The organism is Pseudomonas sp. 21615526 (assembly GCF_013386245.1).
Taxonomy (GTDB): Bacteria; Pseudomonadota; Gammaproteobacteria; order Pseudomonadales; family Pseudomonadaceae; genus Aquipseudomonas.
In genome coordinates, this window is record NZ_JACAOM010000036.1 from 59,868 (window position 1) to 84,206 (window position 24,339).

Annotated in this window: 22 protein-coding genes; 6 read left to right on the forward strand and 16 right to left on the reverse strand. The window is 61.0% G+C overall.

Translation table 11 applies throughout. From position 1 onward, the window contains the following. Positions 1-129: 129 nt before the first annotated feature. From HX786_RS13145 to HX786_RS13210, 14 genes are all read right to left on the reverse strand, one after another. Complete coding sequence (locus HX786_RS13145; protein WP_003214590.1) at positions 130-426, reverse strand: hypothetical protein; 297 nt, start codon at positions 424-426, stop codon at positions 130-132. A 24-nt stretch (positions 427-450) separates the two neighbouring features. Next, positions 451-846 carry a flagellar export chaperone FliS gene (gene fliS / locus HX786_RS13150; RefSeq protein ID WP_003214591.1) on the reverse strand — a complete coding sequence of 132 codons (396 nt, stop codon included), beginning with the start codon at positions 844-846 and terminating at the stop codon, positions 451-453. A gap of 129 nt (positions 847-975) precedes the next feature. Then, positions 976-2,367 (reverse strand): flagellar filament capping protein FliD, encoded by a 1,392-nt coding sequence (fliD, locus tag HX786_RS13155; protein ID WP_178912183.1) that lies wholly within the window; start codon positions 2,365-2,367, stop codon positions 976-978. A gap of 80 nt (positions 2,368-2,447) precedes the next feature. Continuing rightward, complete coding sequence (locus HX786_RS13160) at positions 2,448-2,807, reverse strand: flagellar protein FlaG (RefSeq protein ID WP_102369676.1); 360 nt, start codon at positions 2,805-2,807, stop codon at positions 2,448-2,450. Positions 2,808-2,881: 74 nt separating this feature from the next. Continuing rightward, positions 2,882-4,342: a flagellin gene (locus HX786_RS13165; protein ID WP_177022173.1), complete on the reverse strand. Its 1,461-nt coding sequence runs from the start codon at positions 4,340-4,342 to the stop codon at positions 2,882-2,884. Between the two features lie 266 nt (positions 4,343-4,608). Beyond that, entirely contained in the window at positions 4,609-5,538 is a 930-nt protein-coding gene (locus HX786_RS13170; RefSeq protein WP_178912184.1) for a ketoacyl-ACP synthase III, read from the reverse strand. Positions 5,539-5,841: 303 nt separating this feature from the next. Next, positions 5,842-7,425 (reverse strand): flagellar hook-associated protein 3, encoded by a 1,584-nt coding sequence (locus HX786_RS13175; protein ID WP_003214602.1) that lies wholly within the window; start codon positions 7,423-7,425, stop codon positions 5,842-5,844. Between the two features lie 14 nt (positions 7,426-7,439). Then, positions 7,440-9,476: a flagellar hook-associated protein FlgK gene (gene flgK, locus HX786_RS13180; protein WP_102604682.1), complete on the reverse strand. Its 2,037-nt coding sequence runs from the start codon at positions 9,474-9,476 to the stop codon at positions 7,440-7,442. Positions 9,477-9,486: 10 nt separating this feature from the next. Beyond that, on the reverse strand, positions 9,487-10,749 hold the full coding sequence (gene flgJ / locus HX786_RS13185; RefSeq protein WP_003214604.1) for a flagellar assembly peptidoglycan hydrolase FlgJ: 1,263 nt from the start codon (positions 10,747-10,749) through the stop codon (positions 9,487-9,489). A gap of 4 nt (positions 10,750-10,753) precedes the next feature. Continuing rightward, a complete protein-coding gene (locus tag HX786_RS13190) occupies positions 10,754-11,842 on the reverse strand; it encodes a flagellar basal body P-ring protein FlgI (protein ID WP_032899355.1) in 1,089 nt (362 codons plus the stop codon). Positions 11,843-11,869: 27 nt separating this feature from the next. After that, positions 11,870-12,565, reverse strand: coding sequence for a flagellar basal body L-ring protein FlgH (flgH, locus tag HX786_RS13195; RefSeq protein WP_003214607.1), 696 nt, complete (start codon positions 12,563-12,565; stop codon positions 11,870-11,872). Between the two features lie 53 nt (positions 12,566-12,618). Next, the gene (gene flgG / locus HX786_RS13200) at positions 12,619-13,404 is read right to left on the reverse strand and encodes a flagellar basal-body rod protein FlgG (RefSeq protein ID WP_003214609.1); all 786 of its coding nucleotides are present in this window, start codon (positions 13,402-13,404) and stop codon (positions 12,619-12,621) included. A gap of 63 nt (positions 13,405-13,467) precedes the next feature. Beyond that, the gene (locus tag HX786_RS13205; protein WP_003214611.1) at positions 13,468-14,208 is read right to left on the reverse strand and encodes a flagellar basal body rod protein FlgF; all 741 of its coding nucleotides are present in this window, start codon (positions 14,206-14,208) and stop codon (positions 13,468-13,470) included. A 307-nt stretch (positions 14,209-14,515) separates the two neighbouring features. Then, positions 14,516-16,081 carry a sigma-54-dependent phenylalanine hydroxylase transcriptional regulator PhhR gene (locus HX786_RS13210; RefSeq protein ID WP_003214613.1) on the reverse strand — a complete coding sequence of 522 codons (1,566 nt, stop codon included), beginning with the start codon at positions 16,079-16,081 and terminating at the stop codon, positions 14,516-14,518. A gap of 266 nt (positions 16,082-16,347) precedes the next feature. Between HX786_RS13210 and phhA the strand changes: the two genes are divergently transcribed. The 3 genes from phhA (at position 16,348) to HX786_RS13225 (ending at position 18,796) form a co-directional block, all read left to right on the forward strand. Beyond that, entirely contained in the window at positions 16,348-17,139 is a 792-nt protein-coding gene (gene phhA / locus HX786_RS13215) for a phenylalanine 4-monooxygenase (RefSeq protein ID WP_178912185.1), read from the forward strand. A 104-nt stretch (positions 17,140-17,243) separates the two neighbouring features. Next, entirely contained in the window at positions 17,244-17,600 is a 357-nt protein-coding gene (locus tag HX786_RS13220; protein ID WP_003214616.1) for a 4a-hydroxytetrahydrobiopterin dehydratase, read from the forward strand. Then, positions 17,600-18,796 (forward strand): amino acid aminotransferase, encoded by a 1,197-nt coding sequence (locus tag HX786_RS13225; RefSeq protein ID WP_178912186.1) that lies wholly within the window; start codon positions 17,600-17,602, stop codon positions 18,794-18,796. The genes HX786_RS13220 and HX786_RS13225 overlap by 1 nt, the downstream gene beginning before the upstream one ends. Before the next feature lie 149 nt (positions 18,797-18,945). Here HX786_RS13225 and HX786_RS13230 read toward each other — a convergent pair whose 3' ends face one another. Then, positions 18,946-19,755 (reverse strand): UDP-2,3-diacylglucosamine diphosphatase, encoded by an 810-nt coding sequence (locus HX786_RS13230; protein ID WP_003214618.1) that lies wholly within the window; start codon positions 19,753-19,755, stop codon positions 18,946-18,948. Between the two features lie 133 nt (positions 19,756-19,888). Here HX786_RS13230 and HX786_RS13235 point away from each other — a divergent pair, with 133 nt between their 5' ends. Together HX786_RS13235 and HX786_RS13240 are read left to right on the forward strand one after the other, a co-directional pair. Beyond that, positions 19,889-20,680: an AraC family transcriptional regulator gene (locus HX786_RS13235; protein ID WP_087692744.1), complete on the forward strand. Its 792-nt coding sequence runs from the start codon at positions 19,889-19,891 to the stop codon at positions 20,678-20,680. Positions 20,681-20,834: 154 nt separating this feature from the next. Continuing rightward, positions 20,835-21,725 carry a DMT family transporter gene (locus HX786_RS13240; RefSeq protein ID WP_003214622.1) on the forward strand — a complete coding sequence of 297 codons (891 nt, stop codon included), beginning with the start codon at positions 20,835-20,837 and terminating at the stop codon, positions 21,723-21,725. Here the strand turns inward: HX786_RS13240 and HX786_RS13245 are convergent. Then, positions 21,719-22,006, reverse strand: a complete 288-nt coding sequence (locus tag HX786_RS13245) for a SelT/SelW/SelH family protein (protein WP_003214624.1) — start codon at positions 22,004-22,006, stop codon at positions 21,719-21,721. The two genes, HX786_RS13240 and HX786_RS13245, sit on opposite strands and share 7 nt — an antisense overlap. 83 nt (positions 22,007-22,089) lie before the next feature. On the opposite strand from HX786_RS13245, the gene HX786_RS13250 reads away from it, so the two are divergent. After that, positions 22,090-24,279: a patatin-like phospholipase family protein gene (locus HX786_RS13250; RefSeq protein ID WP_003214625.1), complete on the forward strand. Its 2,190-nt coding sequence runs from the start codon at positions 22,090-22,092 to the stop codon at positions 24,277-24,279. Positions 24,280-24,339: the final 60 nt, after the last annotated feature.

Below are 24,339 nucleotides of genomic sequence, written 5' to 3' on the forward strand. Positions count from 1 at the left end.
GGGGCAATCTAGATTGCTGTAGGCATTTTCTGCGCTACGGCTTTCTGACGTCTGAAAATAGCACTAGTTAAGTCAAAAAATCGTGCACAGTCAAATTTATGACGCGCGGTGTTCGGATTAACTGAGCCTTCAGCCGAACATATGGTAAACCTTTGACGCATGTTTAGCTCGGTTGAACTGCGACATCTCTTCGAAAATAGCCTGTCGCTCCCCTGTCGTCGCCTCAAGCAACTGCTGGTAGACCGAAAGCAAGTCTTCCAGTTTTGCCCGAATGGCTGCCTCATCCGCCGATTCCTCGTTGAGCGCAGCATCGATCAACGCGCGGCAGCCCAAATCCAGTTCGCCGATCGCACCCCAGTTGCGTTCAGCCAACGCCTCGGACAGCGCCTCACGGGTCTCGTCGATTTTTTGCAATGCTTGGCTCATGACATCGTCCTCAGGCCTTACGGCCTACTGTACCTCTGTGGCAATACCGTCCCAGCCTTCCTTGAGCGTAATCATCAGACCTGCGACCTCATCGATCATCGCAGCGTCATTCTGACGGTTGGCTTCCAGCAGGCGCATGGTCATGAAGGCATACAGGTTATCCAACTGCTGCAGTGCAATCGGGTCCGGGGTCTTCTCGGGGTTCAGGCCGTCACGCAACCCGACGAGGATGTCCACCGCCTTGCCCAGCATCAACCCCTTCTGCGCGATATCACCGCGAGCCATCGCACCCTTGGCCTGCGCCATACGATCCAGTGCGCCTTCCATCAGCAACTGCACCAGGCGGTGCGGGCTGGCTTCGGAGATCTGGGCGTGGGTGTTGACCTTCTGGTATTGGCGAAGGGCTCTCATGGGATTCATGTTTCTACCTCGTGACAGGCGACAGCTAAAAGGGTGGACGCTGATTATTATGTCGACGGCGTTACACAAAACTTTAGCCCGCCTGGCGCTTTGACTCAGCGCCTTCGGCGGGCTTTATCCATCCGCCAATCAGGTGGACTTCGGATTGTTCAGCGAGTTGAGGGTGGTCATGACGCTGTCGCCCTGAGCCTTGAGCTGCGCAACCAGGGAGTCCATGGCGTTGTATTTCAGGGTCAGGGACGCCGTCAGGGCATCAGAACGCGTGTTCAGGGCGGTCTGTTGGTTGGTCAGGTCCTTGAGGTTGTCCTGCAGCGTCGAGGACTTTTCGGCGAACACCCCGGTCTTGCTCAGCGCAAAGTTGGCGGTGGCATTCGTCAGGCTTGCCAACAGTCCGTTGGGCCCGGTGAAGATGCTGTTGATGTCGGAGCCATTAGTGAGGACCGCCTTGTCAAACGCCACATCACTGACGCTCAGGGTGCCCGCTGTCTGGTCCGTGGTCACGCCAAACTGCGCCAGGGATGAAAACGAGCCGCTACCGGTCACCGAGTTCATCACGTTGCGGATCGACGCCATCATGCTGCGCACCGAACTGTCCCCGGTCAACGGGCCTGGCGTGACGGAACCGTCGGCATTGGTGGTGACCTGAGTCTCGGCATTCACAGCCTTGACCAACGCACTGTAGGTATCTGTGAAGCCCTTGACTGCCGACTTCAGGGTTGCGCTGTTCGCAGAGACTTTGATCGTCGAAGCGCCGTTAGGGCCGTCAGTAGCTGCCGAAACCCCCGTCAAGGTAATGCTCACACCACTGATTGCGTCGGGCAGGGTATTACTCGTGGACTCTTGAGGGCTGCCATCAAGGTTATATATGGCGTTCTGCGGCGCCGAGCCCACAACCGTCGCACCCGTATCCAGGCCCGAGGAACCCTTGAAGGTGATGTCGCTACCGACACCGGTCGTCGATGATGTGACCACCAACCGCGAACCGTTGGAGTCAGTCAGGATGTTCGCACTCAAGCCCGCGTTGCCGTACTGCGAGTTGAGCGAATCGCGCACCTGCTGCAGGGTTCCGCCCGGTGGCACACTGACGCTGTAATTCTTGCCGGACTGGGAGACCGTAAACACCGTCGCCGAGACCCCGGAATTGACAACGGCCGTCGGCCCGCCAGGAATTACTGCCGTGGAGACCTTTGACGCCGTGGCCAATTGGGTGACACCCAGCGTAAAGTTACCGGCGGCGGCACCTGGGCCCAACGTGACCGTCGCGAGCTTGTCGTTCGAAACCGTCGAACTCAAGCCGCTGAAGTTGACGGTCTTGGTCATGTTGTCCAGCGCGCCCCGGAACGCGTCCAAAGCCGCCTGGATCTTGCCGATCGAAGTCAGTTGCGCAGTGGATGTTTTGGTCTGGCTGTCGATCTGCGCTTGCTTGGGTGCGGTTTGCGACCCCACCAACGACTTAACAAGACCTTGAACGTCGATACCCGTACCCGGGCCGTTCACCGTTAGACCTGCTACGACTGTCATCGTCTTTCTCCTAATCCGGGGCTGATGCTTTATTGACGAATCACGCTTTAGGCAGTTTTCGCAACAAAGTTCATGCCAGTTTAGACCTTGGCGTCAAACAGCAAGCTGCTGGCGTCATGAAGGCTCTGGGCGAGTTTCAGGGCCAATTCCGAAGGAATCTGGCGAATGACCTCACCGCTTTCGGTCGCAATGACCTTGACCACAACCTGGTGGGTGGAGTCATCAATGGAAAAATCCAGTTTGCGCTGGGCAGCCTGGATGAATTCGTTTATGTCGTTGACCGCTTTTTTCAAGTCGGTGTGGCTCGATGGCTGCTGGGCATCTTTCGCGCCAGCAACGGCGTCCACCTTGGGCTTCTGCGGATCGGCACTGACAGGAGCAGGTGCATTCTGTGGCGCTGCCGCAGGGTAAGACAGGTTCAGTTTGACGCTCATGTCCATGACCAATCACCTCATTAGACAAAAGACAAAAGGGCACGTAAACGCGCCCTTCCGTCAGTTACCAAGCGCCGTTATTACTGAAGCAGCTTCAGTACAGCGGATGGCAGTTGGTTCGCCTGGGACAGGATCGCAGTCGAAGCCTGTTGCAGGGTTTGTTGCTTGGTCAGCTGAGCGGTTTCAGCAGCGAAGTCAACGTCCTGGATCACGCCACGGGCAGAAGTGGAGTTGTCCGAGATGCTCTGCAGGTTGGCGATGGTGTTGTCGAAACGGTTTTGTACAGCACCGAGGTCAGCACGCTGGGAGTCGATGGTGGACAGTGCCTGGGTCAGCACGTCAACAGCGCTCTGTGCGTTGGCAGCGGTGGTCACGTCGGTGTTGCTGACAACAACTTTCGCCGAGTTGACAGCGTTGACGCCAGTTGCACCGAACAAGCCAGCAACACCACCACCGGTACCAGTCAGCGAGTAGCTGGAGCTGGAGTTCAACGAGATAGCGCCGGTAGCAATCAGCGGACCTGCGACCAGAGGGGTTGCGGTGGCGTTAAACTTGCCGTCGCCGCCTTTGGTAGCGATGCTCATCAGCTGACCGCCGGCGTCAGCGTTATTAAAGGTGAAGTTCTCACCCGAGTCGGATTTGATCGACAGAGAGCCGGTCGACTGGTCGAAGTTAACGCTGATGCCCAGCTTGGCAGCGTTGGAGTTCAGTTGGTCGGCCAGGTCAGCAGCGCTGGTGATACCGGTGAACGAAACAGTAGTGGCGCTAGGACCGCTACCGACTGTCAGGTCGAACTTACCGTTTGGAGTAGCAGCCGGGAAGCTGGCAGGTACAGTGAACTTAAGTTCAGTGCTGGCGGAGGCCTGCAGGCCGCCGACTGCGCCGTTCAGTTGGGCAGCGATATCCTTGGCCGAAGCACCATCTGCGATGGCCAGCGAAGCAGAGGTCTGGCCGCCACCGGTCACACTGATGGTACCGGCTGCAATACCGGTAGCCGTAGGTGTTTGGGCAGAAGACAGCAGCTGCTGCGAACCAATGTTGTTAGCCGCTACGTTGCCCAGGCTCATGTTGATGGTCTGGTTGGCGTTGGCGCCCACTTGGAAAGCGGTAGTACCGAAAGAACCGTCCAGCAGGTTACGACCACCGAAAGTGGTGGTAGAAGCGATACGGGTCAATTCAGAAGTCAGAGCCGCGTACTGAGCCTGGTTCGACTTACGGTCGTCAGCGCTGAGGGAGCCGTTAGCGGACGACAGAGCCAGGGAACGCATGGTCTGCAGGATGTTGGTGGATTGCTGCATCGCGCCTTCAGCAGTTTGCGCGATGGAGTTACCGTCACCGGCGTTCTTGATGGCAACGCCCAGGCCGTTGATCTGGCTGGTCAGACGACCAGCGATTTGCAGGCCGGCCGCATCGTCTTTGGCGCTGTTGATACGCAGGCCGGAGGACAGGCGCTGCATGGAAGTTTGCAGGGCGCTGGAAGCCTTGTTCAGGTTGTTCTGAACGGTCAACGAAGCAAGGTTGGTGTTTACTGTTAATGCCATGACGAAATCCTCGTGGGTGGTGTACTGCGGCTTCCGGCCCTGGCAACCGCCGGGTGTGGCCTAGAGAACCTTCGTAATAGTTATCGTCGTGAAAGCAGGTTGCTTGAGGACTTTTTTGATTTTTTTTACTGGCGCCGTGCCACCCCTTTTAATTCAAGCATTTACGATAGCCCAAACCCCAGCAATTGTTGGCTTTCTGGCGCCAAATAAAAAACGCCCATGATCTTTCGATCATGGGCGTTTTTTTGTGCAGCGCCGTTAAGTCGTCAAGGGCGGTGCAAAATCGCCGAGCCCCAGGACAGCCCCACACCAAAACCACTGATGGCGACGCGCTTCCAGGTGGAGTCGAGCATGTGCTTTTCCAGCAGCAGCGGAATGCTCGAGGACACGGTGTTGCCGGTCTCGACCATGTCCTTGATGAACTTGTCCACCGGCGCGTCTTCGAAACGCCGGGCCACGGCGTCGACAATCGCCGCACTGCCCTGGTGGATGCAGAACGCATCGATCTCGTCAGCCTTGAGGTCCGATTCGGTGAGCAGCTCGTGCAAATGCGCCGGCACCTTGAGCAAGGCGAAGTTGAACACCTGGCGGCCGTTCATGAAGAACACGCCATCGCTGACCTTCAAGTGCGGCGCACCGGAGCCGTCAGTGCCGAACTTGGACTTGCCCAACTGCCACGGCGCGCCTTCACCCATCCAGGTGGCGGTAGCGGCATCGCCGAACAGCATGGTGGTGTTGCGGTCTTCCGGGTCGACGATCTTCGAGTATGGATCGGCGGTCACCAGCAGGCCGTTCTTCAGGCCGGTAGCCTCCATGAAGCCCTTCATCGCATAGATGCCGTAGACGTAGCCCGAGCAGCCCAGGGAAATATCGAAGGCCGCCACGTGCGTCGGCAGGCCCAGCTTGTCCTGGACGATGGCGGCGGTGTGAGGCAAGCCCTCTTCGTCGCCATTCTGGGTAACGACGATCAGCGCATCGATGGACTCGCGCTTCAAATCGGGGTTGTTGGCAAACAAGGCGTTGACCGCCTCGACGCACAGATCGGAGGTTTCCTGCGCGGCATCCTTGCGCGGCAGGAACGCCGAACCGATCTTGCCAATGATGAATTCTTCATCCTTGGCGAATTTGGCACCCTGGGCGTAGTTATCAATCCCGTCTGCCGGCACGTAACTGGCGATGCTTTTTATGCCAATCATTGTGGCTTCCCAATACTAAATAGCTGGAGAACACCCCGCGAGACACGTCGCCGGGTGCTGACAATAATGGGGATGACCCCGCAAAAAACTCGCCGAAAACCGCCTTTGTACCCTGGCGGCAGGCCCTCGCAGAGACCTGGCGACGACCTATCCTTTTCACACGATACAGTGAAGATGCGCTTTATGACTCACAGGTCACTCAATTTTCTGCGCTTTGTGCGAAACACGGGGACATACAAACGCCAAAAACCACAACGGCCCACCCCGTTTCCAGGGTGAGCCGCCGGTTTGCAGCTGCGGACATCACATTTTGTTGAACAGGCTCAACTGAGAGATTTTCACAAAGGCCAACTGAGAGGCCTGCAGCATGGTTTGCTGAAGCTGCAGGTTGATCGCCGCCTGACCCATGTCGACGTTGCCCAGGGAACTCATGGTGTTGGTATTGGCAGTCCCCAGGCTGGTGTTTTCATCCGTTTGAAGATCCAGGGCATTCTGGCGAGCACCGATGGAGCCGCGCACCTGGTCAATCTGTGAACTGGCGTTGTTCAGGTTGCCGATGGTTTTGGCCACCACATCCTTGAGGTTGTTCTGCGCGACCAGGTTGCCGTCAGCCGGCGTTTCCAGGGCTTTGCGCAATTGGCTCAACGTGTCCAGGGCGTTTTCGTTCTTGTTGCTGACGGCGCTGACCGCAAACTGGTCGCCCGCCCCTGGCGCACCACTGATGTCGAACGTCACGCCGGCCGCGTTGATCGAGGTGGCACCGGCAGCCATGGTGCCGGTCGCGATGGTCTTGCTGTTCGGACTGTAGGGCTGCGCATACACCTCATACGTGGTGCCGCTGGTGAATTTGATCACCGCACCGGTATCAGGGAAGGTGCTGGCGTAGGCCGCCTGATCCGTCACCTGGCCACCGGTCACTTGTGCAGTCGACGCGTTGCCTGGCGAACGCGAAGCACTGAAGGTGTCCGGCTTGGATTGCAGGGTGAACGCCTTGCCCGCCACCAGTGCGTCGGAGTCAGCGCCGGGCGCAACGTCCGCGCCGAGCGTCAGGCTGATATCGAACTTGACGCCGCGCAGGTTGACGCTGGATGCGCCCTCTTTGGTCGCGTCGAAAGTGCCGTTGCCGGGAATCTCCGAGGTAACGTCGTTACCGTCCTTGTCGGTCACGGAATACTGCGTGCTGCTGCTGAAGGTCAGCTTGTAGGGCTGGCCGTCGGTAAAACTCTTGGTGTAGGTGACACCGGAGGTCACCGTGCCCGCCGATACCGCAACCTTGCCGTCATTGACCGCAGGCGGCAACAACGTAGCCTGGGTGCGACCGGTGTTGGTCGAACTTTCCATCATCGACTTACCGGTGTCGCCCCCCGCCATCGACAGATTGTCCGAGATCTGCAAGCTCAGCGGCGTCTCGTCACCCTGATACGTGTAGGTGCCGTCGTTATTGCGGATGTAAGGCGGCGTGTCGGTTTTCGACCCGGAAAACATGTAGTTGCCGTTGGCATCCTTGGAGTTGAGCAAGCCCAGCACCTGGTCCTCAAGCGCGCCCACTTCGCTGGCGATGGATTTACGATCGTCATCGCTCAGGGACTGGTTGGCCGCACGCAGCGCCAGTTCATTACCGCGCTGCAAGGCGGTGTTGATGCTCTTTAACACCGATTCTTCGTTGGTCAGCGAGTTCTGCAGGGTGTTGATGTTGCCGTTGAACTGGCCAAGCATGTCTTTCTGTTGCTGCAATTGCAGCAAGCGCGCGGCGGCGACCGGGTCATCGGAGGCGGTCTGCACCCGGATACCGCTGCTCGCCTGGTCCTGGGCTTTCACCACACCGGAATAGTTCGTCTGGTACTTGCTGGCGCTGGTGTCGAAATACTGCTGTGTAGAAATACGCATCGTCCCAGACTCCTTTAAAGGGCATTAATCAGTGTGCTGAAAGTTTCTTGCGCAGCCTTGATGATCTGCGACGACGCGGTGTAGTACTGCTGGAACTTGATCATGTCACCCGCCTCTTCATCCAGGTTGACCTGGGACACCGAGTTGCTGGCCGCCTTGTTCGCTGCCAACAGCGCACCCGTCGCGGTGGAGTCGGTAGCGGCCTGGCTGGCTTTTGAGCCCACCTGCGACACGAGTCGGGCGTTGGCGCTGACCAGGCTCACACCCGGGCTGCCGTCGCTGGCGCCTACGGTGGCCTTGGTCTGCAAGTCCAGCAATTGCTGGGCGTTGCGGTTGTCGGAGGTGCCCGAAGCGTTGAACGAGAAAGTCGTGCTGTCACCATTGGCAGGCGAGCCGCCGACCGTGGTGTCGAAGTTGAAGCTTTTGCCCGGGATCAACGCACCGGAGGCATCGCGCATCGGTACGTTGATGCTGATCTTGTTGCCCTGGCCCGGGATGATGGTGCCGCTGCCGATCGGATTGCCTTGCGCGTCGCTCACCGTATACGACTGGGTGCCGTCGGCGGCCGGCTTGCCAAAGAGCATTTTTACCGGCATGGAGTTTTCGATGCCGGCGCGCAACTGGGCGGTATCAGCGCCGCCATGAATATCCAGCGGCACAGTCAGCTGAGGCGGTGTGAACGTACCGGTACCGGTGTTGGTCTTGCTTGCGTTCCCCGCCAAGGGGCCCGCGAAGGCGAGCTTGTTAACGTCCTTCAGGTCGACACCGATGCCCGTGGCCCCGTTGGCCGTGGGGCTGACCTTGAAGCTGTCACCGGCAGCCATGGGCCCTTTGCCGTCCAGTGCCAGGGTAAAGCCATCAATCACCGGCGGCGGCGTGGTGGTAGTGTCGAACGAACCCATGGCCTTGCCGTCGGAGCGGACGACGTTGTACTGGTTACCACTGGTAAACGTGACTTTGTAGTCGTAGGTCGTCAGCTGGCTGCTGTCCTTGATCGTGACATTCAGGTTGCCAGACCCCGCGCTATTGCCGGCGGCCCCTTGGCTACGCTGGGAAATCGCCGCCGCGCTGTTGATATCGGTGAACAGCGACGAACCGAATTCGCCGTTGAGGTCCAGGCCCTGGCCCAACTGGTTGTTGATCGTGTCTGCCGTGGCAATCGCGATGCGCCCCAGATCATTGATGGCCGGCATCAGCACGTCACTGCGATAGCGCAGCAAGCCTCCGATACTGCCGCCGGTGACTACATTGCCAAGGTCAATGGACGAGTCGCCCATCGAGAGTTGGATGGTGTACTGGCTATTGTCGGTGCTACTCGGTACCGCAGAGATATTATTGGATATCCCGCCTTCCACCAGCGACTGCCCCGTACCGGTCGTAATACTGAACTGTCCGTTTTTTTCCGTGGCCGTAACGCCGATCAGCTCGTTGAGCGAGCGCACCGCTTCGTCACGCGAGTCCAGCAGGTTGGCCGGCGCACTGCTGGAAGTCCCCTGGGCCTGGGCAATCTGCTTGTTGAGCGAGGCGATCGAGGACGTCAGCTTGTTGACCTGGTCCGTCATGGTGCTCAACTGACTGTTGATCGTTTGTTTCTGCTGGTTCAACTGGCCGGAAATGGAGTTGAAGCGGTTGCTCAGGGTCTGGGCGCTGGTCAGCAGCAATTGGCGCGCGGACACGTCGCCCGGGGTGGCAGAAGCCGTCTGCGCCGCCGCGAAGAAGGCACTGAGCACCGAAGACATGCCGGTGTTGGAATCCGACAAGGTCTTGTCGATGGCACTGGCCTGGTCCAGGTAGGCGTTGGCATCGCTGTCGAGTGCCGTGCTGTTCTGGTAAGCCGTGGTGAGAAACTGGTTGTACACCCGACGCACGTCCGCCAGGGTCGTACCGGTGCCGATAAATACGCCGCCGTAGGCGTTCGACGCATTCGCGGTCTGAGCGCTCTGTTGACGCGAGTATCCCGGGGTGTTGACGTTGGCGATGTTGTTACTTAAGACCGACAACGATCCCTGGGCGGCATTGAGCCCCGACATCCCGATATTGAGCAAACTCATGATTCAGACCTTATAAATGAGTGGAAGCGCCCGCGGCAGCGTAGTTCTGGTAGCTGTTCATCGTTTTTGCGATCTGCGAAATCTTGCTGGCGTAATCCGGGTCGGTTGCATATCCGGCTTTTTGCAACTCGCGCACAAACTGTTCCGGGTTGTCGGCTGATTTCACAACTTCTTTATAGCGATCATTGCTTTGCAGCAACGTGACCAGGTCATGGAAGCTGTCCTGGTAGGAATTGTAGGAACGGAACTGCGCCGTCTCCTTGACCATCGCGCCATCGCGAAACTCGCTGGTGATCGCCCGGGCCTGTTCGCCCTGCCAACTCTGGCCGGCCTTGATGCCGAACAGGTTGTGGCTGCTGGTGCCATCCTCGGCACGCATCACCGATTTACCCCAACCGGTTTCCAGGGCGGCCTGGGCCACCAGGTAGCGTGGGTCGACGCCAATCCGCGCGGCGGCCTGCTTGGCCATCGGCAACATGGTGGCGACAAATTCATCCTGCGAGCTGAAGGCTTTCTTCGCCGGTGCCAGCGGTGGCTGGGCGACGGCGCGGCCGTAAACCTGCATCTGCCCGCGAGGCGGTATGGCGGCAAGGCTGCGGGCGGTGCTGTTGACCACGCCATCATCGGCAGCGCTGTTGCGCAGCGGCGCGGCCTTGGCGGCAGTGGAAGCCTCGGCACCCGGCACGATGCCGGCCAGCAGGCGATCCGTCAGCTTGCTCGGCAACGAGATGCGTCGCTGGTTCATCAGCGCCATGTCGTTGGCGTGGGAGTTGGTGCCTTCAGGCACCGCCACGCGGTATGCCCACAATGGCCGCTGACCATTGCTGCGGCCCAGCGGGCCATCGGCCTTGGTACCGGCGGCAATTTCAGTCGGCACATCCACCTTCTTCGCGGGCGCAGCCGGGCCTTGCAGGGTGGCCGCCTGGGCGTCCACCGGTTTGTTCTTCTGCATCTGGCGCAGCAGCACGTCCGCCAGGCCGATACCACCGCCCTCGCGAGACAGGGAAACCGCCAACTGCTGGTCGTACATTTCCTGGTACTGCTTGGCCGCCGGGGTATTCAGCGGGTTGTCCTTGCCCAGGGCTTCGGTGGCCGAACGCATGGACTTGAGCATCTCGCCGAGAAACAGCGACTCGAATTCCTGCGCGACCTTGCGCATGTTGCCGTCGCTGTTCTTGTCGCCGACCTTCAACTGGTTAAGCCGGTTGAGGTCGGAATAGGAACCCGAATCCGCCGTGCTGGTCAGGCCGCTCTTGCGCATGTCCATGGCCATGGCGTCAGATCACGATCAGGTCGGCTTGCAAGGCGCCGGCCTGTTTCAATGCTTCGAGGATCGCCATCAAGTCGCCGGGCGCTGCGCCCACCTGGTTCACCGCACGGACAATCTCGTCCAGGGTGGTGCCGGGGCCGAACTTGAACATCGGCTTGGCTTCTTGCTGGGCATTCACCCGCGAACGGGGGACCACGGCAGTCTGGCCGTTGGACAACGGGCCAGGCTGGCTGACGATCGGGTCTTCGGTGATGGTCACGGTCAGGCTGCCGTGGGTCACGGCCGCTGGCGAAACCTTGACGTTCTGGCCGATCACGATGGTGCCGGTCCGCGAGTTGATGATGACTTTCGCCACCGCCTGGCCCGGGTCAACCTCAAGGTTTTCCAGCAGGGACAGGTAGTCCACACGCTGGCTTGGGTCCAGCGGTGCGGTGACACGCACCGAACCACCGTCGATGGCCTGGGCCACACCCGGGCCGAGCAGCTCATTGATCTTGTCGACCACGCGCTTGGCGGTGGTGAAGTCAGAGCGGTTGAGGTTCAGGGTCAGGCTGTTGCCCTGGTTGAAGCCGCTGGGCACGGTGCGCTCCACCGAGGCACCACCGGGAATCCGCCCGGCCGACGGCACGTTGACGGTAATCTTCGAACCGTCACGGCCTTCGGCATCAAAGCCACCCACCACCAGGTTGCCCTGGGCAATCGCGTAGACGTTGCCGTCGATACCTTTTAGCGGCGTCATCAGCAAGGTGCCGCCCCGCAGGCTTTTCGAGTTACCCATGGACGAGACGGTGATATCGACCACCTGCCCCGGCTTGGCGAACGGCGGCAAGTCAGCGCTGATGGACACCGCCGCGACGTTCTTCAACTGCACGTTGCCCGAGCCCGGCGGTACCTTGATGCCGAACTGCGAAAGCATGTTGTTGAAGGTCTGCAGGGTGAACGGGGTCTGGGTGGTCTGGTCACCGGTGCCGTTAAGCCCCACCACCAGGCCGTAGCCGATCAGCTGGTTGGACCGCACGCCGGAAATGCTCGCGATGTCTTTCAAGCGCTCGGCCTGGGCGCCTGCGCTCAGGGCCAGCAGCAACATCGCAGCCATCAGCTGTTTGAAGTTCAAAGTGATCACCTAGAAAGGGAACAGCGGGCTAAGGAAGAAACGGTCAAACCAGCCCGGCTGACTGGCGTCAGCAAACGAACCCGTACCCGAGTAGGTGATGCGTGCATCGGCAATCCGTGTCGACGGCACGGTGTTGTCGGTGGAGATATCGTCGGCGCGAACCATGCCCGCAATGCGCACCAGTTCGTCACCGGTGTTGAGGGTCATCCACTTCTCGCCGCGTACGGCAATGATGCCGTTGGGCAGCACGTCGGCCACGGTCACGGTGATCGAGCCGGTCAGGCTGTTGCCCTGCCCTGCCGCACTCTTGCCGTTGGTGGCGCGGTCGCCGCTGTAGCCGGCGTCCAGGCTCAGGTCACCGCTGCCCAGCGGGTTGTTGGTGTTCGGTACACCGCCAAACAATGAAGTCAGCCCGATACTGGTCTTGCTGGTCTTGCCGATCTGCGAGTTGGCGTTCTTGCTCGCCTGGGTCTTCTCGTTCAGCGTGATGGTGATGATGTCACCGACCCGGAAGGCCTTGCGGTCGCTGTACAGGTTCTGTTCGAACCCGGCCTGGTAGATCGAGCCATTGTTGGCGGCCGCCGGCAACGGCGTGCGCGGCAACACCGGCGCATAGTACGGGTCATTGGGCTTAGGCGTCGGGGCGACACAGCCCGCGAGCACAGCAATCCCACTCAATGCGAGAACAGAAACATAGCGATTCATGACCCATACCTCACGGTGTTGCAGGCGCCTTCAAGGGCGCCCCATAGACTTGATTACAGATTCTGCGTTACGAACGAAAGCATCTGGTCGGCGGTGGAAATCACCTTGGAGTTCATCTCGTAGGCGCGCTGAGTGGTGATCATGTTGACCATCTCTTCAACGGTGCTGACGTTGGACGTTTCCAGGGTGCTTTGCAGGGTGGTACCAAAACCGTTGAGGCCCGGGGTGCCGATTTGCGGCGCGCCGCTGGACGCGGTTTCCAGGAACAGGTTGTTACCGATCGCCTGCAGGCCGGCCGGGTTGATGAAGTCAGCGGTTTGCAGGTTGCCGATCACCTGGGACGCCGGGTTGCCGGCCACGGTGATCGACACGGTGCCGTCGTTGCCGACGGTGAAAGTCTGGGCGTTGTTCGGCACGACAATCGCCGGCTCCAGCGCGAAGCCATTGGCGGTCACGACCTGGCCGTTGGAGTCCAGGTGGAACGTACCGTCACGGGTGTAGGTGGTGGTGCCGTCCGGCTGCAGGATCTGGAAGAAACCCTTGCCGTTGACTGCCAGGTCCAGCGGCTGGCCGGTCTGCTGCAGGTTACCGGCGCTGAAGTTCTTCTGGGTGCCAACGATTGCCACACCGGTACCCAGTTGCAGGCCCGACGGCAATTCGCTGTCCTGGGTCGACTGGGCGCCAGGCTGCTTCTTGATCTGATAGAGCAAGTCCTGGAACTCGGCGCGGTCACGTTTGAAACCCGTGGTCGACACGTTGGCCAGGTTGTTGGAAATGGTGGTCAGGTTGGTGTCCTGGGCGGACAGGCCTGTCTTGGCAACGTATAGAGCCGGAAGCATGTTCTTCTCCTTCGTGCGCCTGTTTTATGGCGCCGCGCTACAAAAATTAGTGTGTGGCTGCTATCAGCTCATCGCCAGGACGCGGGTCATGGCCTGGTCGTCTTCTTTGGCGCTGTTCATCATCTTGATGTGCAATTCGAACTGCTTGGACAGGGCCAGGACTGCCGTCATTTCTTCGACGGCGTTCACGTTGCTCGCCTGCAGGAAGCCCGACGTCAGCTTGACGTTGGCATCGGCCTGGGCCGGCTGGCCATCCTTGGTGTGGATGGTGCCGTCGAGGCCCTTGGTCATGTTCTTGAGGTCGGGCTGCACCAGCTTGATCCGGTCCACTTCAGCCATCACCCGCGGGCCTTCGCCCATGGCGCGGATGCTGATGGTGCCGTCCTGGCCGACTTCGATCTGCTGCTGGGGCGGCACGGCAATCGGGCCGCCGTTGCCCATGATCGGCATACCGTTGCCGGCCCGCAGCACGCCCAGCGCATCGACGTTCATGCTGGCGCTGCGCACGTAGGATTCGCCGCCATCCGGGTTTTGCACGGCCATCCAGCCGTCACCGCTGACGGCCACATCGAGGTCACGGCCGGTTTCAATCATCGCGCCAGGGGAAAAGTCCGTGCCTGGGCGCTCGGTCAAGGCAAAGGCTCGCGCCGGAAAGCTGTCACCGAACACCGGCATCGAGCGCGCCTGTTCCAGGTCACGCTGGAAACCATTGGTGGAAACGTTCGCCAAGTTGTTGGCGTGGGCCTTCTGCGCCAGTGCATTCTGGCTGGCGCCGGTCATTGCCACGTAAAGGTACTTATCCACGCTCTTTCCTCTTTCTGACGGACGCTTGCCGCCCACCGCTGTACTGATGAGGCTTAAGCAATTTGCGAACCAACTTTTTGAAATGAGGAAAAGTCCAGGCGGGGCGGGGGTTTGCCGGCAGGTAGCAGCTGAGGGCAGCAGGAAGAGAGTCGAAAAAACGGCGGACTTATGCCGCTAACGGCAAGTGCAGGTATCAAGACCGACAAAGAACCCATGTAGGAGCGGGCTTGCTCGCGAATGCGGAGTGTCAGTCACCGGATAATTCGACTGACCCACCGCATTCGCGAGCAAGCCCGCTCCCACAGGTTTAACCGCGTTCGGCTTTGACGACTTCGTAGTCGCGCAATTTGTTGGCGATGGTGGTGTGGGACACGCCCAGCCGCTTGCCCAACAGACGGCTGCTGGGATGTTCGGCATACAACTGCGCCAGCACGGCCTTTTCAAAGCGCCCGACGATCTCCTCCAACCCGCCTTCCAGGGAAAAATCCCCCAGCGGCTGGCGCACGCCATAGTCCGGCAGGCGAATGTGCTCGGCCTTGACGGTGCCGCCCTCACACAGCGAAACCGCCTGGAACAGCACGTTCTCCAACTGCCGCACATTCCCCGGCCAGTGGTAATGGCTGAGGCGTTCCATCGCCGCCGGTGCGAGCTTGGGCAGCGGGCAGCCGATCTGCCGGCTGGCCTGATCCAGGAAGTGCTCCACCAGCGGCGGCAAACCGTCGAGGCACTCGCGTAGCGGCGGGATATGCAGCGAGAGCACATTGAGACGATGGTAAAGGTCCTGGCGGAATTCGCCCCGGGCGCACAGTTCGGAAAGGTCCACCTGGGTCGCGCAGATCACCCGCACATCCAGGTACACCTCTTCATCACTGCCTACACGGCGAAAGCAGCCGTCCTGCAGAAAGCGCAGCAACTTCACCTGCAACCGCGCGCTCATTTCGCCGACGCCGTCGAGAAACAACGTACCGCCCGCCGTCAGCTCCAGCAGTCCCAACTTGCCCTCCGCCCTCGCCCCTTCAAAGGCGCCGGGACCATAGCCGAACAACTCGGTCTCGGCCATGGACTCGGGCAAACCGGCGCAGTTGAGCGCCATCAACGGCGACTGGCCGCGTGGGCTGGCCAGGTGACAAGCGCGGGCCAGCAACTCTTTGCCGGTGCCGGTTTCGCCTTCTATTAATAGAGGCGCATCCAACGGCGCCATGCGCCGAGCCTCACGCACCACGGCGGCCATGACCCTGGAGCTTTGGAAAATGCTGTCGAAGCCGCGCAGCTCCTGCTTGCGCACATTGTAGATACGCTCACCCACCCGGTCGGCGCGGTGCAGGGTCAGTACGGCGCCGGCCATGGCTTCGCTGTCGTCATGCTCGGAGGATTGCAGCGGCGCAATATCGGCCAGGAATACATCGCCCTTGACCTTGACCCGCAGGCCGTTGATTCGAGACTTGCTGGCCCGTACCAGTTCCGGCAAATCGAAATCTTCGGCGTAGCGCGACAACGGAATGCCCGGCACCTCATCCACCCGTACTCCGAGCAACTGCGCCGCCGCGCGGTTGGCCGCGACGATGGAGCCGCCCATGTCGATGGACAGCACCGGAAACTCCAGCGCCCCCAGCAGCGCGTTGAGCTCCATATGCCGACGCTCGCTGGGCATCAGCCCTACCCGCTTGACACCAAATACCCCGGCAATCGCCTCGAACTGCGGGCGCAATGCCTGGAACTGCAGGTTCACCAGGTTCGGGCAATAGAGGTAAATGGCGTTGCCGTGCTCGCCACCGACCTCGCCCTTGGCAACGTTCACGCCGTACTCCACCAGCAGGTTGAGGATGTCCCGCAGGATGCCGATGCGGTTCTGGCAATGCACTTTGATACGCATGAGAAGGCCCGAAGAGGTGGAGTCGCTGCGTCTTTTTGCCGCCGGCCGCAGATAATCGTCAAGATTATGTGACAGCTGCGAGGCGATTCACACCCAAAATACGCCACAGGGAGAACGAATTGCCTCAGCCGTAACGAAAACTTTACGAATCTCAGTAACTTTTCCTACAAAAGCATGGCGCAGGAGGATGGCTTCCTGGCCCAGGCGGCGTATCAATAGGCTCATCCCAGGACATAACAAGAACGAATGCCTAGCAGGAGAGCAGTATGAAGCAGACGCAGTACGTGGCCCGCGAGCCCGACGCGAACGGTTTTATCGACTACCCGCCCGAAGAACACGCGGTGTGGAACACCCTGATCACGCGCCAACTGAAAGTGATCGAGGGCCGCGCCTGCCAGGAATACCTGGACGGCATCGACAAGCTCGGCCTGCCCCACGACCGCATTCCACAGCTGGCGGAAGTCAACAAAGTGCTGGCCCAGACCACGGGCTGGCAAGTCGCCCGGGTGCCGGCGCTGATCCCCTTCCAGACTTTTTTCGAATTGCTCGCCAACAAGCAGTTTCCGGTGGCGACGTTTATTCGCACCCGTGAAGAGCTGGATTACCTGCAGGAACCGGACATTTTTCACGAGATCTTCGGCCATTGCCCACTGCTGACCAACCCCTGGTTCGCGGAATTCACCCACACCTACGGCAAGCTCGGCCTGGCCGCCACCAAGGAACAGCGCGTGTACCTGGCGCGCCTGTACTGGATGACGATCGAGTTCGGCCTGGTGGACACGCCCGAAGGCCGGCGCATCTACGGTGGCGGCATCCTGTCTTCGCCCAAGGAGACCGTGTACTGCCTCTCGGACGTGCCCGAGCATCAAGCCTTCGACCCGCTCGAAGCGATGCGCACGCCGTATCGCATCGACATCCTGCAACCCGTGTACTTCGCCCTGCCCAACCTCAAGCGCCTGTTCGAAGTGGCGCAGGAAGACATCATGGGCATGGTCGAACGCGGGATGCAGCTGGGGCTGCACGCACCGAAGTTCCCGCCCAAGCCAAAAGCGGCTTGAACTGCGGCTTTTAGGGCCAGGTGAGTCTGTTCCCTGGCCTCGCGTTGCTTTAGGGTGACGCTACTGACGACCGTTTCCAAATACTCGATTTCAGGAATACCCACATGACCACGTTGAACCAAGCCCACTGCGAAGCCTGCCGCGCCGACGCCCCGCAAGTCAGCGACGAAGAGTTGCCGGTGCTGATCAAGCAGATCCCCGACTGGAACATCGAAGTACGCGATGGCGTGATGCAGCTGGAAAAGGTCTTCCTGTTCAAGAATTTCAAATTCGCCCTGGCCTTCACCAACGCCGTGGGCGTGATCTCCGAAGCTGAAGGCCATCACCCGGGCCTGCTCACCGAATGGGGCAAAGTCACCGTGACCTGGTGGAGCCACTCCATCAAGGGCCTGCACCGCAACGACTTCATCATGGCCGCGCGCACCGACGAAGTGGCCAAGGATGCTGAGGGCCGCAAGTAATGCATTTCGACGCAATTGGCCGGGTGCCCGGGGACCCGATCCTCGGGCTGATGGAGCTGTATGCCCAGGACCCGAACCCGCTCAAGTTCGACCTCGGCGTGGGCGTGTACAAGGACGACCAGGGCCTGACGCCGATCCCGCATTCGGTGAAACTGGCCGAGCAGCGCCTGGTGGAGCAACAAACCACCAAGACCTACATCGGCGGCCATGGCAACGCCGCGTTCGGCTCGCTGATCAGCGAGCTGGTGCTGGGCGCCGGTTCGCCGCTGCTGAGTGAACGTCGCGCCGGCGCCACCCAGACGCCTGGCGGCACCGGCGCGCTGCGCCTGAGCGCCGACTTTATCGCCCACAGCCTGCCCGGCCGTGGTGTATGGCTGAGCAACCCGACCTGGCCGATCCACGAAACCATCTTCGCCAAGGCCGGGCTCAAGGTCAGCCATTACCCGTACGTGGGCAGCGACAATCGCCTGGACGTAGCGGCGATGCTGACCACCCTGTCCACCGTGCCAAAAGGCGATGTGGTGCTGCTGCACGCCTGCTGCCACAACCCGACCGGTTTCGACCTGTCCCACGATGACTGGCGCCAGGTGCTGAAGATCGTCCAGGAACGTCAGTTGCTGCCGCTGATCGACTTTGCGTATCAGGGTTTTGGCGATGGCCTGGAACAGGATGCATGGGCCGTGCGGATGTTCGCGGCTGAGCTGCCCGAAGTGCTGATCACCAGTTCCTGCTCGAAGAACTTCGGCTTGTACAGCGACCGTGTCGGCGCGTTGATTGTGTGCGCGGCGGACGCCGAGAAACTGACGGATGTGCGCAGCCAGCTGGCGTTTATTGCGCGTAACTTGTGGTCGACGCCGCCGGACCATGGTGCTGCTGTGGTGGCGACGATTCTCGGTGACGCCGGGCTGAAAAAGCAGTGGGCCGAGGAAGTGGAAGCGATGCGGGCGCGGATTGCGCAGCTGCGTTCCGGGCTGGTGGAGGCGTTGGCGCCCCATGGGTTGTCGGAGCGGTTTGCGCACATCGCGGCGCAACGCGGGATGTTTTCCTATACCGGGTTGAGTGCGGACCAGGTGAAGCAACTGCGGGACAAGCACAGCGTGTATATGGTCAATTCCGGGCGTGCGAACGTGGCGGGGATTGATGTGACGCGGTTGACGTTGTTGGCAGAAGCCATCGCGGATGTTTCCCACACCTGACTGAAGAAACCGGCTCCAAATGTGGGAGCGGGCTTGCTCGCGAAGGCGGTGGGTCAGTCGAATTATCTGGTGACTGACACTCCGCATTCGCGAGCAAGCCCGCTCCCACATTTAGACTGAGTGAGTCTGTGAGTCTGTGGGTTTGAGGCTTAGCCCGCGACCATCTCGGCCTTGAGCTGTGCCTCTTTCGCCTGGGCATCCGCCAACCGATACAGCTCGATATGCCCGTCCCAGTGCTCGATCAGCGCCGTGCACGACTCCACCCAATCCCCGCAATTGAGGTAATCCACCTCGCCCACCTTGCGAATCTCCGCATGGTGGATGTGCCCGCACACCACGCCATGCAGCTCGCGCTTGGTCACTTCGTGGGCGATCGCTTCTTCAAAATCACTGATAAAGCTCACCGCCGTCTTGACCTTGTGCTTGAGGTACGCCGACAACGACCAATAGCCGTAGCCATAGCGCGCCCGCCAGTGGTTCAGCCAGCGGTTGAGCGTGAGGGTGAATTCGTAGGCCGAATCGCCGAGGAACGCCAGCCAGCGGTGGTACCGGGTGATCACGTCGAACTGGTCGCCATGGATCACCAGCAAATGCCGGCCATCGGCAGTCACGTGCACCGCTTCGTCCACCAACTGGATATTGCCAAGGATCAGCTTCGAATAACGCCGCAGGAATTCATCGTGGTTGCCGGTGACGTAGATCACCTCGGTGCCGCGCTTGCTCATGGTCAGCAGGCGGCGGATCACGTTGGTGTGGGCCTGGGGCCAATACATGCCGCTGCGCAGCTTCCAGCCGTCGATGATGTCGCCCACCAGGTAGACCTTGTCGGCGTGGTAGCCCTTGAGGAAATGCGAGAGGTGTTCGGCCTGGCAATCCCGAGTGCCCAAATGCACGTCGGAAATCCACAGGGTACGCACGCGTTGCTTGCGGCTGGGTTTGGCGAGTTCGGCGCTGGTCATGGGCATGCCTCACGGTGTTTTCGCGAGCTTGCGCCCACGGGATTAATAGCCCATGACAGTGTTGCGTCAGTCTGATGACAGCGCCCACAGGCGGCGAAGCGATGTAAACTGCGGGCCTGCCCAGGAGACTGCGATGAGACCCAACCTCACGCTACGCCACTACCCCGATGCGCCTATCGCCCATAGCCACGACCATGCACAGCTGGTGTTTGGCCTGTCCGGGCACCTGGACTTCGAGGTGGATGGCCGGGGCGGCCAGGTGCAGCACAGCAGTGTGATGGTGCTGCCCTACTCCGCCCATCACGCGTGCCGCAGTCGCGATGGCAGCCGCTGCCTGGTGCTGGACGTGCCCGATGAGCACTGGCTGGCGCAGTCCCTGGGGGAGCACGCCGACGCCAGCCGCCGCTTGCTCGACCGGTGCGCACACCTGACCCTCGACAATCGCCAAAGCCAACTGGTGCAATGGCTGGCAAGCAGCCCGGTGGACGACCCGCTGATCGCCCAGCAAGGCGCCGTATTGCTGCTGGCCAGCCTCAACCTTGCGCAGCCGCCGGTGGGCAAGCGCCTGCCCTATGCCGCGTTCGATGCGCATATCCAGCGGCATGCCGCGCACCCACTGCAAGTGGCGGACCTGGCGAAGCTCGCCGACCTGTCCGTCGCTCGCCTGCATGCACGGTTTATCGCGGAAAGCGGGCAGACGCCGATGGACTACATACGCACCCGGCGCTTGCAGATGGCCCGCGGCCTGTTGCGCGACAGCCAGCTGCCGATCGGCGAGATTGCCGCGCGGGTGGGCTATGGTTCGCAAAGTGCATTTGCTGCGGCGATGCTGCGCGAGTTTGGCCTCTCGCCCCGAGCCTTCAGACGAGCACCGCCCGGTGCAGGAGCTGGCTTGCCTGCGATAGCATCACCGCGCGCTATCTGAACGACCGAGTTGTCTGCATCGCAGGCAAGCCAGCTCCCACAGGGATCTTCACCAAGCAAGAGTCCTGCGACAAAAGCCGCGAGCCCAACGACAGACGCGAATGCCTGCAACCCTCTAGACTGCGATCCTGTAAACCCGTCGTTTAAGGATCGCAATGACTCCCCGCACAGCCCTCGGCGCCCTGCATATCGGCGCATTGATGTTTGGCCTCACTGGTGTGTTCGGCAAACTGGCGGCCGCTTCGCCGGCGATTATCGTGTTCGGCCGCGCCGCGTTCGCGGTCATTGCCCTGGCAATCTTTGCGCGCTTTGCCAGCAACACGCCCTGGCAGAAGCTGCAAGCCCGCGACTGGCGCCGCCTGCTGGTCAGCGGCCTGCTGCTGGCCGGGCATTGGGTGAGTTTCTTTATTGCGGTAAAGGTCGCCGGTGTGGCCATCGCCACCCTGGGCTTCGCCACCTTCCCGGCGTTCACGGTGATTCTCGAAGGCTTGATTTTCCGCGAGCGGATTCGCGCCAACGAGATCCTGCTGGTGGTGCTGGTGAGCATCGGGCTGGTGCTGGTCACGCCGGATTTCAATCTTGCCAGCCAGGCCACCAGCGGCTTGCTGTGGGCGGTCGGCTCCGGGTTGTTGTTCTCGCTGCTGTCGCTGAACAACCGCGCCAGTGGGCGCATCCCGCCGGTGCAGGCCGCCTTGTGCCAGAACGTGGTGGTAGCGCTGTGCCTGTTGCCCGTCGCCGCGCCCGGGCTGGCCGAAGTGCGACCACTGGACTGGCTGTGGATCGGCCTGCTCGGGGTGTTCTGCACCGGCCTGGCCCATAGCCTGTTTGTCGCCAGCCTCGCGGTGCTCAAGGCGCGCACGGCGGCGGTGGTGTTTGCCATGGAGCCGGTGTACGGCATCACCGCGGCCTGGCTGCTGTTTGCTGAAACGCCGACCCTGCGCATGCTGATGGGCGGCGCGCTGATCATCGTGGCCATCGTGGTGTCCGGGCTGATGGGCGGCGCCAAACCGGCCAAGCAGCCGGCCACCACGGCCGAGGTTCATTGAGTACGGTCGTTATGCCCCAGGTCCCGTTGCGGGTCGATCTGGTCACGTACCCGTTGCTTGAGCACCTTGGCTTCCGGGAAGCCCCCGTCGGCCTTGCGTTCCCAGATCTGCACACCGTCGCAGGTAATCCGAAACGCACCGCCGGTCGCCGGCTCCAGGGCCACTTTGCCGAGGTCATCGGCGAACGTGCTCAGCAGTTCCTGGGCCAGCCAGGCGGCGCGCAGCAGCCACTGACACTGGGTGCAATAGGTGATGACAATCTCGGGCTTGGCCGCTGACATGAATTGACTGGCTCCTGCTTGGCGGGTTGAAAGGATCGAGTGGCTATAATACCGGCCTTTATCGTCCTGCCTTGAGATTGATGATGCGCCGCCTGTTGTCCTGTCTGTTGCTGTGCCTGTTCCCTGTCCTCGTCCAAGCCGTCGAAAATCCGCGCCCGAAGATCGGCCTGGTGCTCTCCGGCGGTGCCGCCCGTGGCCTGGCGCACATTGGCGTGCTCAAGGCCCTGGAAGAACAGGGCATCCACATCGATGCGATTGCCGGCACCAGCATGGGTGCGGTGATCGGCGGGCTGTACGCCTCGGGCTACAAGATCGACGAGCTGGAAAAACTCGCGCTGAACATCGACTGGAAGCTCGCCCTGTCTGACGCGCCACCGCGGGAAGACGTGCCATTCCGGCGCAAGCAGGATGACCGGGATTTCCTGGTCAAACAGAAACTCAGCTTCCGCGACGACGGCAGCCTCGGCCTGCCACTGGGGGTGATCCAGGGTCAGAACCTGGCCTTGCTGCTGGAAAGCATGTTCGCCCACACCAGTAACGTGCGGGATTTCGACAAGCTGCCGATCCCCTTCCGCGCCGTGGCCACCGACATCACCAGTGGTGAAAAAGTGGTGTTCCGCAAAGGCCACCTGCCCCAGGTAATCCGCGCCAGCATGTCGATCCCGGCGGTGTTTGCCCCGGTGGAGCTGGATGGCCGGCTGCTGGTGGATGGCGGCATGACCGATAACATCCCGCTGGATGTGGCGCGGGAAATGGGGGTCGACATCGCCATCGTCGTCGACATCGGCACCCCGCTGCGCTCACGCAAGCAACTCAACACCGTGGTGGACGTGCTCAACCAGTCCATCACCCTGATGACCCGGCGCAATTCCGAAGAACAACTCAAGGCCTTGGCGCCCCGCGACGTGCTGATCCAGCCGCCCCTGGCCGCCTACGGGGTGACGGATTTCGGGCGCGCCAAGGACATGATCGACGCGGGCTACCGCGCCACCCGCGCACTCGACGTGCGCCTGGCGCACCTGCGTCCGGCCGAACCGGTGGACCCGTCGCTGGTGGCCGCGCGAACGCCCGGCGAGCGCAACCCGGTGATCACCGCGATCAAGGTGGAGAACGACTCCAAGGTGGGCGACGAGGTGATCCGCTACTACATCCGCCAGAACCTCGGCGAGCCCCTGGACCTGGCCCGCCTGCAAACCGACATGGGCACTCTGTACGGCCTGGATTACTTCGAACAGGTGCAATACCGCGTGGTGAAAAAGGGCAAGGACAACACCCTCGTCATCAGTGCCCGGGGCAAACGCAGCGGCACCGACTACCTGCGCCTGGGCCTGAACCTGTCGGATGACATGCGCGGCGACAGCGCCTTCAACCTCGGCGCCAGCTACCGCATGAACGGCATCAACCGCCTCGGCGCCGAATGGCTGACGCGGGTGCAGATCGGGGACAAGCAGGAGTTGTACAGCGAGTTCTATCAGCCGATGGACACCGGTTCACGTTACTTCGTCGCGCCCTATATCAGTGCCCAGGCGCAGAACGTCGAACTGATTGAAGACAATAACCCGATCTCGGAATACCGCCTGGAACGCTACGGCTTCGGCCTGAACGTGGGCCGGCAGATCGGCAACAGCGGCGAGATTCGTTTCGGCGTCGGCGAGGCCTGGGGCAAGGCGGATGTGCGCATTGGCGACCGGAATTCACCGAGCATCAACTTCAGCGAGGGTTTCTATGAGCTGAAGTACTCCTTCGACTCGTTCGACAACGTGTACTTCCCCCATACCGGCGAAGACATTGGCCTGGCCTTCCGGGAGTTCGAACCGGGGCTGGGTTCGGACCAGCGCTATCGCCAGTGGGAGTTCAAGCTGGACAAAGCCATGAGCAGCGGGCCGGACACGCTGATCCTCGGCGGGCGCTATGGGCGCACCCTGGATAAGTCGGACGTGGTGATTTCCAGCTTCCTGCTGGGGGGCGCGCGGCAGCTGTCGGGCTTTCGCGAGGATGCGATTGCCGGGCAAAACATCAGCCTGATGCGCGCGGTCTACTATCGCCGGCTGACGCCGCGGTCTTATCTGCCGCTGGATTTCCCGTTGTACCTGGGCGCATCACTGGAACGTGGGCGAGCGTGGAACAACGACAATGAATACGACAGCGGGTACATCAACGCCGCCAGTATTTTCCTGGGGTTTGATACGCCGCTGGGGCCGTTGAATTTCAGTTATGGGTTTAACGATGACAGTCAGCAGGCGGTGTACCTGAACCTGGGGCAAACCTTCTAACTACGCCGCAAAACCCATGTGGGAGCGGGCTTGCTCGCGAAGGCGGTGTGTCAGTCAGCA